Origin of the sequence: Streptomyces nodosus (genome assembly GCF_008704995.1) — a bacterium.
Classification (GTDB): Bacteria; Actinomycetota; Actinomycetes; order Streptomycetales; family Streptomycetaceae; genus Streptomyces; species Streptomyces nodosus.
Genome location: NZ_CP023747.1, coordinates 673,216 through 689,290 on the forward strand (window position 1 = coordinate 673,216; position 16,075 = coordinate 689,290).

Sequence of the window (16,075 nt, forward strand, 5' to 3'; positions counted from 1 at the left end):
GGAGAACGCCAGATCGGTGGGGTGGATGCCGGGGCGCTCGGCCAGCAGGTCGAGCAGGGCTCCGGCCTGGGCGCGCAGGGCCGCCTCGCCGCGTCCGGAGACGAGGACGGGCACCAAGGCGTCCCGCGGTGCGGGGGTGTCCTCGGCGGCCGGGGCGTCGGCGGCGGGGGCCTGCTCCAGGACGGTGTGGACATTGGTGCCGCTGAGTCCGAAGGACGACACGGCGGCGCGGCGCGGACGGCCGGTCTCGGGCCACTCGGTGCGCTCGGTGAGCAGCTGGATGGTGCCGGAGGACCAGTCGACATGGGTGGACGGCTGGTCGATGTGGAGCGACTTGGGGGCGACGCCCTCCCGCAGGGCGTGGACCAGCTTGATGATGCTGGCGACGCCGGAGGCCATCTGAGTGTGGCCGATGTTGGACTTCACCGAGCCGAGCAGCACGGGCCGCTCGGGGTCGCGGTCCTTGCCGTAGGTGGCGAACAGGGCCTGCGCCTCGATCGGGTCGCCGAGGGCGGTGCCGGTGCCGTGGCCCTCCAGGACGTCGATGTCGTTCGCCTCGACGCCCGCGTTGGCGAGGGCCTGGCGGATGACGCGCTGCTGGGAGGGGCCGTTGGGGGCGGTCAGTCCGTTGGAGGCGCCGTCCTGGTTGACGGCGGAGCCGCGGATGACGGCGAGGACCTCGTGGCCGTTGCGGCGGGCGTCGGAGAGCCGCTCCAGCAGGATCAGGCCGACGCCCTCGGCGAGGGTCATGCCGTCGGCGCCCTCGGCGTACGCCTTGCAGCGGCCGTCCTCGGCGAGGGCCCGCTGCCGGCTGAAGCCGATGAACGACATGGGGGTGGACATGATGCTGGCACCGCCGGCGAGGGCGAGGGTGCTCTCGCCGTTGCGCAGCGACTGGCAGGCCAGGTGGATCGCGACCAGCGAGGACGAGCAGGCGGTGTCGAGGGTGACGGCCGGGCCCTCGAGGCCGAAGAGGTAGGAGACTCGGCCGGACAGCACGCTGGGCAGCGAGCCGGTGATCATATGGCCCTCGGAGCCCTCGCTGCCGGGCACGGCGGCGCCGTAGTCCTGGTAGCTGGCGCCGATGAAGGTGCCGGTGCGGCTGCCGCGCTGGGCGACCGGGTCGAGGCCGGCGTTCTCGAAGACCTCCCAGGCCGTCTCGAGGAGCAGGCGCTGCTGCGGGTCCATCGACAGGGCCTCGCGGGGCGAGATGCCGAAGAAGCCGGGGTCGAAGTCGGCGACGTCGCGCAGGAAGCCGCCCTGGACCGAGTAGGTGCGGCCGGAGGCGTCCGGGTCGGGGTCGTAGAGGGCCTCGGCGTCCCAGCCGCGGTCGGCCGGGAAGACGGAGACCGCGTCGACCTCCTCCAGCGAGACCCGCCACAGCTGCTCGGCGGAGGTGATGCCGCCGGGGTAGCGGCAGCTCATGCCGACGATGGCGATCGGGTCGTCGTCGACGGGCGCGCCGGCGGTGACGGCGACGGCGCCCGCGGAGTGGACGTCGGCCAGTTCGGAGTGGAGGAAGCCGGCCAGGGCGGCCGGGTTCGGGTAGTCGAAGACCATCGTGGACGGCAGCGTCAGCCCGGTGACGGACGCGAGCCGGTTGCGCAGCCCGACGGCGGTCAGCGAGTCGAAGCCGACGTCGCGGAAGGCGCGCTGGTCGGTGAGGTCCTCCGCGGAGGACAGGCCGAGCACGGAGGCGGCCTCGGTGCGGACGGTCTCCAGCAGCTTGCGGTGCTGTTCGGCGGCGGGCAGGGCCAGCAGCGCGGCGGCGAACTCGCCCCGGGCGGGGTCCCCGGCGCTCTGCTCGGCAGCGGCGGTGAGCCGCTGCACCTCGGGGACCTCGTCGAACAGCGGGGTGGGCCGGGCCGAGGTGTAGACGGGGTGGTACGTCTCCCAGTCGACGTCGGCGACCGCGATGACCTGCTCGTCGTCGTCGAGGGCCCGCTTGAGGCCGCTCAGCGCGAGCTGCGGGTCCATGAACTCCAGGCCGCTGCGGCGGATCATCTGCGGGTCGACTCGGCCGAGCTGGAGGTCGTCGGCCCAGATGCCCCAGGACAGCGACAGGGCGGTCAGGCCGCGGGCGCGCCGGTGCTCGGCGAGGGCCGCCAGATAGGCGTTGCCCGCGACATACGCGGCGTGCGCGCCGCTGCCCCACATGCCGGCGGTGGAGGAGTACAGGACGAAGTCGTCCAGCTCCTCGTCGTCGAGGAGTTCGTCGAGGATCTGCGCGCCGGTGACCTTGGCGGCGAGGACGCGGTCGAAGTCGTCGAGGGTGGTGGCGTCGAGGGTGTGCAGTTCGATGGTGGCCGCGGTGTGCACCACCGTGCGGACGGTGCGGCCCTCGGCCTTCAGGCTTTCGAGGAGGGCGGCGACGGCGTCACGGTCGGTGATGTCGCAGGCGGCGAGGGTCGTCTCGGTGCCGCGTTCCGCCAGCTCGGCGCGGAGTTCGGCGGCGCCGGGCGCCTCGGGGCCGCGCCGGCTGACCAGGACCAGGTGTTCGGCGCCCTGCTCGGCGAGCCAGCGCGCCAGGTGCGGGGCGAGGGTGCCGGAGCCGCCGGTGACCAGGGTGGTGCCGCGCGGCTTCCAGTCGCGGGCGGAGCCGTCGGGGGCGGCGTCGGCGCGGACGATACGGCGGGTGAAGACGCCGGAGGAGCGCAGGGCGATCTGGTCGTCGTCGCCGAGCGCGCCGGCGAGGACGGCCGCGAGCCGCTGGCCCGCGCGGGCGTCCAGTGTCTCGGGCAGGTCGACGACACCGCCCCAGCGTCCCGGGCACTCCAGCGCGGCGGTCCAGCCGATGCCGGTGACCTGGGCCTGGACGGGCGCGGTGACCTTGTCGGAGCGGCCGGTGGAGACGGCGCCGCGGGTCAGGGCCCACAGCGGGGTGTCGATACCGGCGTCGCCGAGCGCCTGGACGAGGGCGACGGTGAGGGCGACCCCGAGGACGAGCCCGGTGCCGGGGACGGCACCGGTCCGCTCGGCGCCCGCGAGGACGGAGACGATGCCGGTCAGGCCGTCGGCGTCGGTGAGGCGCTCGCGCAGCACGGCGCGGTCGGTGCAGCTCTCGTCCAGGACGAGCCGGCGCACCTCGGCGCCGCCCGTCTCCAGCGCCTCGGCGACGTCGGTGTCGTCGACGCCGTCGGCGGACACCAGCAGCCAGGTGCCGTCCAGGGTGCGCTGCGGGAGCTTGGTGACGGGCTTCCAGGTCGGGCGGTAGCGCCAGGAGTCGACGGTGGAGCGCTCCTTGCGGGCCCGGCGCCAGGAGGACAGCGCGGGCAGCACGGCGGCGACGGAGTCCTCGTCGGTGCCGAGGGCCGCGGTCAGGGCGGAGACGTCCCCGTCCTCGACGGCGGTCCAGAACGCGGCGTCCTCGGGGTCGGCCGCGGTGACGGCCTCCGGGGCGGCGGCCATGGCCCACAGGTTCTCGTGCTGGAAGGCATAGGTGGGCAGGTCGACCCGGGACGCACCGGTCCCCTCGAACACGGCGGCCCAGTCGACCTGGACACCGCGGACGAACACCTCGGCGGCGGACAGCAGGAAGCGGTCGAGACCGCCGTTGTCGCGGCGCAGGGTGCCGGAGGCGACACCCGCCACTCCGGCGTCGTCGATCATGTCCTGGACGGACATGGCGAGCACGGGGTGGGAGCTGACCTCGATGAAGGCACGGTGGTCGGCGGCGATCAGGTCACGGACTGCGTCCGCGAACAGCACCCGGCCGCGCAGGCTGCGGTACCAGTAGCCGGCGTCCATGACGGTGGTGTCGAGCCAGTCGCCGGTGACGGTCGAGAAGAACGGGATCTCGGACGTCCGCGGCGCGACCTCGGCCAGCAGTTCGAGGATCTCGTCGTGCAGGTCCTCGACATGGGGGGAGTGCGAGGCGTAGTCCACGGCGACCCGGCGGGCCCGGATCTCCTCGGCGGTGAGCTGTGCGTGCAGTTCGTCCAGGGCCTCGGGCTCGCCCGCGACGACGGAGGAGCGGGGGCCGTTCTCGGCGGCGACGGACACCCGTCCCTCGAACGCCTCCAGACGGGCCTCCACCTCGGCGACGGGCAGCGCCACCGACATCATGCCGCCGCGCCCGGCGAGGCTGCGGCCGATGGCCTGGGCGCGGAGCGTCACGACCCGGGCGCCGTCGCGCAGCGACAGGGCGCCGGAGACCACCGCGGCGGCGATCTCGCCCTGCGAGTGGCCGACCACCGCGTCGGGTTCGACACCCTGGGCCCGCCACACGGCGGCCAGGGAGACCATCACGGCGAACGAGGCGGGCTGGACGACGTCGACGCGCTCCAGCGTCGGGGCGCCCTCGGCGCCCCGCAGGACGTCGATGAGGTTCCAGTCGGTGAACTCGGCGAGGGCGGCGGCGCATTCGGCGATCCGCTCGGCGAACACCGGGGACTCGTCCAGGAGCTGGGCGCCCATGCCCGCCCACTGGGAGCCCTGGCCGGGGAAGACGAAGACGGTGCGGCCCGCGACGTCCGCGACACCGCGGGCGACGACGCCCGAGGGCCCGTCTGCGGCGACGGCGCGCAGCGCCTCCAGCGGGTCGGTGCCGGCGGGCGGCACGACCACGGCGCGGTGCTCGAAGAGCGCGCGGGAGGTGGCCAGGGACAGACCGATGTCGATCGGGCGGGCCGCCGGGTCGGCGGTCACGAGATGGGTGAGGAGGCGGTCGGCCTGCTCGCGCAGCGCGGCGGCGCCACGGGCGGACAGCAGCCACGGCACCACACCGGCGGCGACCGGCAGGGGCGCCGGGGCGAGCTGCTCGTCCTCGGCGGCGGGCGCCTCGGTCTCCTGCTCCAGGATGACGTGGGCGTTGGTACCGCTGATGCCGAAGGAGGACACCGCGGCCCGGCGCGGACGGCCCGTCTGCGGCCAGTCGGTGTTCTCGCCGAGCAGCCGTACGGTGCCCGGGCTCCAGTCGACGTGGCTGGAGGGCTCGTCGGCGTGCAGGGTCTGGGGCATCACACCGTGGCGCAGCGCCATGACCATCTTGATGATGCTCGCGACACCGGCGGCGGACTGGGAGTGCCCGATGTTCGACTTCACCGAGCCGAGCAGCAGCGCGGTCTCGGGGGTACGGGTGCGGCCGTAGGTGGCGAACAGGGCCTGCGCCTCGATGGGGTCGCCGAGCGGGGTGCCGGTGCCGTGGGCCTCCAGGAGGTCGATCTCGCCGGGGGCGACCCGGGCGTTGGCCAGGGCCTGGCGGATGACGCGCTGCTGGGAGGGGCCGTTGGGGGCGCTGAGGCCGTTGGAGGCGCCGTCCTGGTTGATGGCGGAGCCGCGGATCACGGCGAGCACCGGGTGGCCGTTGCGGCGGGCGTCGGACAGCCGCTCGACGAGGACGATGCCGACACCTTCGGCGAGGGTCATGCCGTCGGCGCTCTCGGAGAACGCCTTGCACCGGCCGTCCTGCGCGAGGGCGCGCTGCCGGCTGAACGCCACGAACGCGTTGGGGGTGGTCATGACGGTGGCGCCGCCCGCGACCGCGAGGTTGCTCTCGCCGTTGCGCAGCGCCTGGCAGGCCAGGTGCAGGGCGACCAGCGAGGACGAGCAGGCGGTGTCGACGGTGACCGCCGGGCCCTCCAGGCCGAAGACATAGGCGAGGCGGCCGGAGAGCACGCTGGGGCTGGTGCCGGTGACCAGGTGGCCCTCGGCGCCGTCGCCGGCGCCCATCCCGTACTCCTGGTAGCTGGAGCCGATGAAGGTGCCGGTCAGGCTGCCGCGGAGGGTGTCGGGGGTGAGTCCGGCGCGTTCGAAGGCCTCCCAGGTGGTCTCCAGGAGGAGCCGCTGCTGCGGGTCCATGACCAGCGCCTCGCGGGGCGAGATGCCGAAGAACATGGGGTCGAACTCGTCGGCCTCGTGCAGGAAGCCGCCCTGCGTGGAGTAGGTGGTGCCAGGGTGGTCGGGGTCGGGGTCGTAGAGCCCGGCGGTGTTCCAGCCGCGGTTGACCGGGAAGTCGGTGATCGCGTCGGTGCCGGAGAGCACCAGGTCCCACAGCTGCTCCGGGGAGCTGACTCCGCCGGGGTAGCGGCAGCTCATGCCGATGATGGCGATGGGTTCGTCGTCGGTACCGCCGGTGGCGACGGGGCCCGCGACCTCCAGGACGGAGCCGACCATCTCGGCCCGCAGATACTGGGCCAGCTCCAGCGGGGTCGGGTAGTCGAACACCATGGTGCTCGGCAGCGAGAGGCCGGTGGCGGCGCCGAGGTGCTTGCGCAGTTCGACGGCGGTCAGCGAGTCGAAGCCGATCTCGCGGAAGGCACGGTCCTCCGGTACGGCGCCGGCGGAGGAGTGACCGAGCACGGTCGCGGCCTCGGTGCGCACCAGGTCGGTGAGCAGGCGCAGTTGCTCCGGCTCCGACAGCGAGCGGACCCGCTGGACGATCTCGGAGGCGTCGCCGGTGTCGGCGGGGGTGTTCTCGGCGGCCAGGGCACGGACCTCGGGCAGGTCGCTGATGAGGGCGCTGGGCCGGGCGGAGGTGAACAGCGGGGCGTAGCGGGTCCAGTCGACGTCCGCGACGGTGACGGTGACGTCCTGGCGGACCACGGCGCGGCGCATCTCGGTGAGGGCGGGCGCGGGGTCGAGCAGGCCGAGGCCCTGGCGTCGCAGGGTGCCGGAGACGGCGTCGTCGGCGGCCATGCCGGTGCCGCCCCAGGGACCCCAGGCGATGGAGGTCGCGGCGAGGCCGCGGGCGCGGCGGGCCAGGGCGAGGGCGTCGAGGTAGGCGTTGGCAGCGCCGTAGGCGCTCTGGTCGCCGCTGCCCCAGACGCCGGCGATGGAGCCGAACAGGATGAAGAAGTCCAGTTCGCGGTCGCCGAGGAGGTTGTCGAGGTGGGCGGCGCCGGCCAGCTTGGCGGCGGTGAGGCCGGCGAACTCGGCGGGCGTCAGCGCGTCCAGCGGGCCGTAGTGGCCGACGCCCGCGGTGTGCACCACACCGGTGAGGGGCTGGTCGGCGGACAGTCCGTCGAGGACGGCGGCGAGGGCGTCACGGTCGGCGACGTCGCAGGCCACGATCGAGACGCTTGCGCCCGACTGCTCCAGTTCGGCGCGGAGTTCGGCGGCGCCGGGGGCGTCGGGGCCGCGGCGGCTGGTGAGGACGAGGTGGGCGGCGCCGGAGCGGGCCAGCCAGCGGGCGGTCTCGGCGCCGAGGCCGCCGGTGCCGCCGGTGATCAGGACGCTTCCGGAGGCGGTGAACTGGTCGGCGGAGGGCAGCTCGTCGACGATGTGGCGGACCAGGCGGCGGCCGTGCACACCGGTGGCGCGCAGGGCGACCTGGTCCTCGCCGTCGGGGGCGTCCTTGACCGCGAGGACCTCGGCGAGGCGCTGTCCGGCGCCGCGGTCGAAGTCGGCCGGGAGGTCGACGAGGCCGCCCCACAGGCGGGGGTGCTCCAGGGCGACACCGCGGCCCATGCCCCAGGCGGTGGCCTGGGCGGGGTGGGTGACCGGGTCGGCGGGTCCGGTGGAGACGGCGCCGCGGGTGGCGGTCCACAGCCGGCCGTGGGCGCCGGTGTCGGCGAGGGCCTGGACGAGGGCGATGGTCAGGGCGAGGCCCTGGGTGAAGCCGGCGGGGCCGTCGGTGGGGCGCTCGTCGAGCGGCAGCACGGACAGCACCTGGGCGGTGTTGTCGGCGTTCTCGGTGTCGGCGAGGCGGGCGCCGAGCACGGCCCGGTCGGCGCAGTCGGCGTCCAGGACGAGGCGGCGGACCCGGGCGCCGTGCGCGCCGAGCGCCTCGGCCAGGCCGTCGAGCAGCTCGGTCTCGTCGTCGGCGGTGGCGTCGGAGGAGACCAGCAGCCAGGTGCCGTCGAGGACGGGGGCGGCGGGCTTGCTCAGCCGGGTCCACTCGACGCGGTAGCGCAGCGTGTCGAGGAGCGCCTTCTCCTGGTTGCCGCGGCGCCAGGAGCTCAGCGCGGGCAGCAGGGAGTCCAGCGGGGTGAGGCTGTCCTCGTCGAGGCCGAGGACGGCGGCGAGTTCGGCGGCGTCGCCGCGCTCGACGGCGGCCCACAGCTTCTGGTCGGCCGGGTCGCCGGCCGGGGAGGGCGCGGCGGAGGGCAGCTGCGGCCAGTAGTGGGCGTGCTGGAAGGCGTAGGTCGGCAGGTCGACGCGGCGGGCGCCGGTGCCGGCCAGGTACGCGGTCCAGTCGAGGTCGACGCCGTGGATCTGGAGGCGGGCCGCGGCGGTGGCGGCGGCGCTCTCCTCGGGGCGGTCGGCGCGCAGCAGCGGGACGAGTGCCGTGTTGTGGTCGTAACGCTCGTCGCCGAGGGTGTCCTCGGCCATGGCGGTCAGCAGTCCGTCGGGGCCGAGTTCGAGGAAGAGGGTGGCGCCGGCGTCGCGCAGGGTGCGGACGCAGTCGGCGAACCGTACGGCCTCACGGACGTGGCGCACCCAGTAGTCGGCGGTGCGCACCTCGGCGTCGTCGGCCCTGCGGCCCGTCAGGTCGGAGACCAGCGGGATGCGGGGGGCGGCGTAGGACAGCGTCTCGGCGACCGTGCGGAACGCGTCGAGCATGGCGTCCATGTGCGGCGAGTGGAAGGCATGGCTCACCCGTAGACGCTTGGTGCGGCGCCCTCGGCCGGAGAACTCGGCGGCGAGCTCCACGGCGGCGTCCTCGTCGCCGGAGACGACCACGGAGGTGGGGCCGTTGACGGCGGCGACGGACAGGCCCTCGCCGAGCAGCGGGGCGACCTCGTCCTCGGTGGCCTGCACGGCGACCATGGCGCCGCCGGACGGCAGCGCCTCCATGAGGGTGGCGCGGGCGGCGACCAGTCGGGCGGCGTCCTGGAGGGTGAACACCCCGGCGATGTGCGCGGCGGCGATCTCACCGATGGAGTGACCGGTGACGAAGTCGGCGCGGACGCCCCAGCTCTCGACAAGTCGGTAGAGGGCGACCTCGACGGCGAACAGCGCGGGCTGGGTCCAGCCGGTGCGGTCGAGCAGCGCGGCCTCTTCGCTGCCCTCGGCGGCGAACACGACCTCGCGCAGCGGCCGGTCGAGCAGCGGGTCGAGGGCGGCGCACACCTCGTCGAACGCGGCGGCGAACCGGGGCTGGGTCTCGTACAGTTCGCGGCCCATGGCGGCGCGCTGGCTGCCCTGGCCGGAGAACATCACGGCGACCCGGGCACGCCCGGCGGCCTCACCCTCGACGACGGCCGGGTCGGGGCGGCCGGCGGCGAGGGAGCCGAGGGAGGCGAGCAGTCCTTCGCGGTCCTGCGCGATCACCGCGGCGCGGCGCTCGAAGCGGGAGCGGGTGGTGGCCAGGGAGTGGCCGAGGTCGGCGAGGGACGGCTCGGGGTGGTTCTGGAGGTGGGTGAGCAGGCGGGCGGCCTGGGCGCGCAGGGCGTCGCGGGTGCGGCCGGACAGCAGCAGCGGGACGGCGCCGGCGGTGCGCTCGGGGGCGGCCGGGGCGGGCACGGTGGTGCCCGGCGCCTGCTCCAGGACGGTGTGGACATTGGTGCCGCTGATGCCGAAGGAGGACACGGCGGCGCGACGCGGACGGCCGGTCTCGGGCCAGGCGGTCTGCTCGGTGAGCAGCTCGACCGCGCCTTCGGTCCAGTCGACGTGCGAGGACGGGGCGTCCACGTGCAGGGTGCGGGGCAGTACACCGTGGCGCATCGACATGACCATCTTGATCACACCCGCGACACCGGCCGCGGCCTGCGTGTGACCGATGTTGGACTTCACCGAACCCAGCAGCAGCGGCTGCTCCGGGTCACGGTCCCGGCCGTAGGTCGCCAGGAGCGCCTGCGCCTCGATCGGGTCACCCAGGGTGGTACCCGTACCGTGCGCCTCGACGACATCCACGTCGCCCGCCGAGAGCCCACCACTGGCGAGGGCCTGGCGGATGACGCGCTGCTGGGACGGGCCGTTGGGGGCGGTGAGGCCGTTGGAGGCGCCGTCCTGGTTGACGGCCGAACCGCGGACGACCGCGAGGATCTGGTGGCCGTTGCGGATCGCGTCGGACTGCCGCTCCAGCACCAGCATGCCGACACCCTCGGACCAGCCCACACCATCGGCCGAGTCCGAGAACGCCTTGCAGCGGCCGTCGGGCGACAGACCCCGCTGCCGCGCGAAGTCCACGAACACGGCGGGCGTGGACATCACGGTCACACCGCCGGCCAGGGCGAGCGAGATCTCACCCGAGCGCAGGGCCTGCATCGCCCAGTGCATCGCCACCAGCGACGAGGAGCACGCGGTGTCCACCGTGACCGCCGGACCCTCCAGGCCCAGCGTGTAGGAGACGCGGCCCGAGGCGAGACTCGGAGAGCTGCCGCTGCCCTGGAAGCCCTCGAACTCGGGGCTTCCCAGCATCGCGCTGTAGTCGCTGTACATCACACCGGCGAACACACCGGTCGCACTGCCCCGCAGACCGACCGGATCGATCCCGGCCCGCTCGATCGCCTCCCAGGACGCCTCGAGGAGCAGACGCTGCTGCGAGTCCGTCGCCAGCGCCTCACGGGGGCTCATACCGAAGAAGCCGGGGTCGAACTCCCCCGCCTCGTGCAGGAAACCACCGGAACGCGTGTAGGCGGTGCCGGGGTGGTCGGGGTCCGGGTGGTAGAGGTTCTCCACGTCCCAGCCACGGTTGACGGGGAAGCCGGAGACGGCGTCCGTGCCCTCGGTGACCAGGCGCCACAGGTCCTCCGGCGAGGTGACCCCGCCCGGATAGCGGCAGGCCATGCCCACGATCACGATCGGATCGTCCGCCACGGCCGCCGTGCCGCGCTGCACGACCTCCGCCTCGACCTCGGTGCCGAGAAGCTCGTCCAGGACATAGGAGGCGAGGTGGCTGACCGTCGGGTAGTCGAAGACCAGGGTGGCGGGCAGGCGCAGTCCGGTGACCGTGTTCAGGCGGTTGCGCAGCTCGACGGCGGTGAGGGAGTCGAAGCCCAGCTCACGGAAGGCGCGGCCGGCGTCGATCTCGGCGCCGGTGGCGTGACCGAGGACGAGGGCGACCTGGCCGCGGACGAGGTCCAGGACCAGTTCGTCGCGGCTCTCGGCGTCCAGGCGGGCCAGACGCTGGGCGAGCCCGCCGGCGGTGGCGGACCCGGCGACGGCGGCACGGCGGGAGCGGCCGCGGATCAGGGAGCGCAGCAGCGGCGGCACTTCGCCCTGGGCCCGCAGGACGGAGAGGTCCAGGCGGACGGGGGCGAGCGCGGCGTCGTCGCCGTCGAGGGCGGCGTCGAGGAGGGCGAGGCCCTGCTCGACGGTGAGGGCCGGAGTTCCGGCGCGGGCCATGCGGCGCAGGTCGTCCTCGGAGATGCCGCCGGTCATGCCGCCGGTCTGCTCCCAGGGGCCCCAGGCCAGCGACAGACCCGGCAGGCCCGCGGCCCGGCGGTGGGCCGCGAGGGCGTCCAGGAAGGCGTTGCCTGCGGCGTAGTTGGCCTGACCGGGGCTGCCCAGGACGCCGGCGACCGACGAGAACAGCACAAAGGCCTTCAGGTCCAGGTCGCGGGTGGCCTCATGGAGGTTCCAGGCCGCGTCCACCTTGGGACGGAGCACGGTGGTGAGGCGTTCGGGGGTCAGCGTGCCGACCATGCCGTCGTCCAGGACACCGGCGGAGTGCACCACCGCCGACACCGGATGCGCGGCCACCAGCTCGGCCACCGCCGCACGGTCCGTCACATCACAGGCCACCACCGTCGCCCGCGCACCCGACTCCGCCAGCTCCGCGACCAGCTCGGCCGCACCCGCCGCCGCACCACCACGACGACTGACCAGAACCAGCTCACGCACACCGTGCTCGGCCACCAGATGACGCGCCAGCACCGCACCCAGACCACCGGTACCACCCGTCACCAACACCGCACCCTCCCCACCGAAGGCGGGAACGGCCTCGGCGGTGGAAGCGGGACGGCGGACCAGACGGGCGGCGCGGAGCTCCTCGCCGCGCACGGCGAGCTGCGGCTCCTCGGAGGTGAGCGCGGCGGCCGGGAGCGCGGGGGTGTCCTGGTCGGCGTCGAGGTCGACGAGGAGGAAGCGGCCGGGGTTCTCGGACTGGGCGGAGCGCACCAGGCCCCAGACCGCGGCGGCGGCCGGGTCGTGGCCGGTGGTCGCGCCCCGGGTGACCAGGGCGAGCCGGGAGGCGGCGAACCGCTCGTCCTGCTCGAGCCAGGTCCGGACGGCGGCGAGGGCCTCGGTGGCGGCGCGGTGTGCGGCGGTGACCGGGTCGGCGTCGGGTCCGGTGCCGGTGAGCGGCAGCAGCACGGTGTCCGGGACAGCGCCGTCGGCGGCGGCCAGATCCGCGAGATCCGGGTGGACGGCGAGGTCGCCGAACTGGGGCAGGGCGCGCAGGCCGAAGGGGTCCTCGCCGACCAGTGCCGCGGCGGTGCCGGAGGCGGCGACGGCCGTGACGGGCACCCAGTCGAGGCGGAACAGCGCGTCGCGGACCAGCGCGGCGGCGGCGTCGATCTCGCGGGCCGCGACGGCGCGCAGGATCAGCGAGTCGGCGGACAGGACGAGCTGTCCGGAGTCGTCGGCGACGGCGATCGCGACGGCGTCACCGGCGGCCGGGGCCAGCCGCACCCGCAGGGTGGTGGCACCGCTCGCGTGCAGGCTGACGCCCTCCCAGGAGAAGGGCAGTCCGCCGGCGGCGCGCTCGTCGAGGTCGACGAACGACGCCGCGTGCAGGGCGGAGTCGAGGAGCGCGGGGTGCAGTCCGAAGGACTCGGCGTCGGTGTGGCCGGACTCGGGCAGCACGACCTCGGCGAACACCTCGTCGCCGCGGCGCCAGGCGGCCCGCAGGCCCTGGAAGAGCGGGCCGTAGCCGAAGCCGCCCTCGGCGAGCCGCTCGTAGAGGCCGTCCACGGGGAGGGTCTCGGCGTCGGCCGGGGGCCAGACGGTGGCGTCGAAGTCGCTGGTGGTGCGGGAGGCGGAGAGCACACCGGTGGCGTGGGACGTCCAGGGGGCGTCCTCGTCGGCGTCGGGGCGGCCGTAGACGGTGACGCTGCGGCGGCCGGACGCGTCCGGGTTGCCGATCCACAGCTGCACCTGGACGCCGCCCTGCTCGGGCAGGACGAGCGGTGCGGCCAGGGTCAGTTCGTCGACGCGGTCGCAGCCGACCTCGTCGCCGGCGCGGACGGCCAGCTCCAGGAAGGCGGTGCCGGGCAGCAGGGTGGCGCCGCGGACGGTGTGGTCGGCGAGCCACGGGTGGCTGAGCAGGGAGATCCGGCCGGTCAGCAGGGCGCCCTCGGAGTCGGCGAGGGAGACCGCGGCGGACAGCAGCGGGTGGTGGGCGGCGCCGAGTCCGACGGAGCGCAGGTCGGCGGCGCCGCCCTGGACGGCGCGCGGCCAGTAGCGGCGGCGCTGGAAGGTGTACGTCGGCAGGTCGGTGCGGCGGGCTCCGGTGCCGGTGAAGCAGGCGTCCCAGTGCAGCGCGGTGCCCTGGGTGTGCAGCGCGGCGAGCGCGGCGGTGAAGGTGTGGTCCTCGGGGCGGCCCTCGCGCAGTGCGGGCACGGTGAGGGCGTCGGATCCTGCGGCGTCCAGGCAGTTCTGCGCCATGGCGGACAGCACGCTGTCGGGGCCGAGTTCGAGGAAGGCGGTGACATCGTGCCGGGCGAGCCAGTCGATGCCGTCGGCGAAGCGGACGGCCTGACGGACATGGTCGACCCAGTAGTCGGGGGAGGTGAGCTGGGCGACGGTGGCCGGCTCTCCGGTGACGTCGGAGACGACGGGCAGCAGCGGGCTGTGCAGGGTGAGGCCCTCGACGACGTTCCGGAACTCGTCGAGCATCGGGGCCATCAGCGGCGAGTGGAAGGCGTGCGAGACACGCAGCCTGCTCGTCTTGCGTCCGTCGGCGGCCAGGCGGGCCGCCAGCTCGGTGACGGTGGTCTCGTCCCCGGAGAGGACGACGGCGGAGGGGCCGTTGACGGCGGCGAGGGACACCAGGTCCTCGTGGCCGGCGAGCAGCGGGGCGACCTCGTCCTCGCTCGCCTGCACGGCGACCATGGCGCCGCCCTCGGGCAGCGCCTGCATGAGACGGCCGCGGGCGGCGACCAGGGTGGCCGCGTCGTCGAGGGAGAACACTCCGGCGACATGCGCGGCGGCGATCTCGCCCACCGAGTGGCCGGCCAGGTGGTCCGGCTTGACCTCGAAGGACTCCAGCAGACGGTAGAGGGCGACCTCGACGGCGAACAGCGCGGGCTGTGCGTACTCGGTGCGGTCCAGGCGGTCGGCGTCCTCGCCCCACAGCACCTCGCGCAGCGGCACGTCCAGGTGGGGGGTGAAGGCGTCGAGGGCGGCGTCCAGGGCGGCGGCGAACACCGGGAAGCGGGCGGCGAGTTCACGGCCGGCGCCGAGACGCTGGGCGCCCTGCCCGGTGAACAGGACGGCGAGGCGGGTCTCGGTTCTCGCGGTGCCGGTGACGGTGTCGGCCAGGACGGCCGGATCGGTGCCCTCGGCGATCGCGGTGAGCCGCCCGGTCAGCTCGGGCAGGTCCGAGGCGAGCAGCACGGCCCGGTGCTCGAAAGCGGTGCGGGTGGTGGCGAGCGAGTAGGCGAGGTCCGCCGGCGCGGGCGGGGTGCCGGTGCCGAGGGTGGTGAGCAGGGCGGCGGCCTGGGCGCGCAGCACCTCGGGGCTCCGGCCGGAGAGCAGCACGGGCAGCACGCCGGTGACGGCGGCCGGGGTGCTCGGGGCGTCGTCCTCGGGGTCGGCGGGCTCCGGCTCGGGGGCCTGCTCGACGATGGTGTGGGCGTTGGTGCCGCTGATGCCGAAGGAGGAGACGGCCGCGCGGCGGGGGGCGCCGGTGGCGGGCCATTCGGTGTTCTCGGTGAGGACGCGGACGGCGCCCTGGGACCAGTCGACGTGGCGGGTGGGCTCGTCGGCGAGGAGGGTGCGGGGCAGCACCCCATGCCGCATCGCCATGACCATCTTGATGACACCGGCGACACCGGCGGCGGCCTGGGTGTGGCTGATGTTGGACTTCACCGAGCCGAGCAGCAGCGGCTTGTCCTCGTCGCGCTGCTGACCGTAGGTGGCGAGCAGCGCCTGCGCCTCGACGGGGTCGCCGAGGGTGGTGCCGGTGCCGTGCGCCTCGACGACGTCGATATCGCCCGCGGAGAGCCGGGCGTTGACGAGGGCCTGCTCGATGACGGCCTGCTGCGACGGGCCGTTGGGGGCGGTGAGCCCGTTGGAGGCGCCGTCCTGGTTGACGGCGGTGCCGCGGACCACGGCGAGGATCTCGCGGCCGTTGCGGATCGCGTCGGACAGCCGCTCCAGGACGAGGATGCCGACGCCCTCGGCCCAGCCGGTGCCGTCGGCGGTGTCGCCGAAGGAGCGGCAGCGGCCGTCGACGGACAGTCCGCCCTGGCGGCCCATCTCGATGAAGGTGCCGGGGCCCGACATGACGGTGACGCCGCCCGCGAGGGCGAGGGTGCACTCACCCGCGCGCAGCGCCTGGGTGGCGAGGTGGACGGCGACCAGGGAGGAGGAGCAGGCGGTGTCGACGGTGACCGCGGGACCGACCGTGCCGAAGGTGTACGAGATACGGCCGGACAGCACGCTGCCGGTGTTGCCGGTGAGCTGGAAGCCCTCGGCGCCGTCGGCGGGACCGACCCGGTAGTCCTGGGCCATGGCGCCGATGAAGACGCCGGTACGGCTGCCCTTGACGGAGGTGGGGTTGATGCCGGCGCGCTCGAACGCCTCCCAGGCGGACTCCAGGACGACCCGCTGCTGCGGGTCCATGGCGACCGCCTCGCGCGGCGAGATGCCGAAGAAGTCCGCGTCGAACTCGGGCGCGTCATGGAGGAATCCGCCCCGGGAGGTCGGCGAGGAGGCGAGCGCCTCCAGGTCCCAGCCGCGGTCGGTGGGGAACGGGGTGACGCCGTTCTCGCCGGCCTCCACCATCCGCCACAGGTCCTCGGGGCTGCTGACGCCGCCTGGGTAGCGGCAGGTCATACCGACGATGGCGATCGGTTCCTGGGACGCCGACTCCAGCTCGCCCACACGCCGCCGGGCGCGTCGCAGATCGGCCGTCGCAAGCTTGAGGTAATCCCGGAGCTTCTGTTCGTTGTCCATCTCAACCCATCCCGACGGCCGACGGCCGTACCGCATCGCCGAAATCTCTGCACCATGCCGCAGAACACCG

At 74.6% G+C, this 16,075-nt stretch carries 1 protein-coding gene (cut by a window edge); it reads right to left on the reverse strand.

What is annotated here, in order from left to right; translation table 11 throughout:
* On the reverse strand, window positions 1-16,005 hold the 5' portion of the coding sequence (locus CP978_RS03085; RefSeq protein ID WP_150478135.1) for a type I polyketide synthase. It extends 12,528 nt beyond the left edge of the window; 16,005 of the gene's 28,533 nt are visible here — the first part of the coding sequence; its start codon is at window positions 16,003-16,005; its stop codon lies off the left edge, out of view.
* Between the last annotated feature and the right edge of the window lie 70 nt (window positions 16,006-16,075).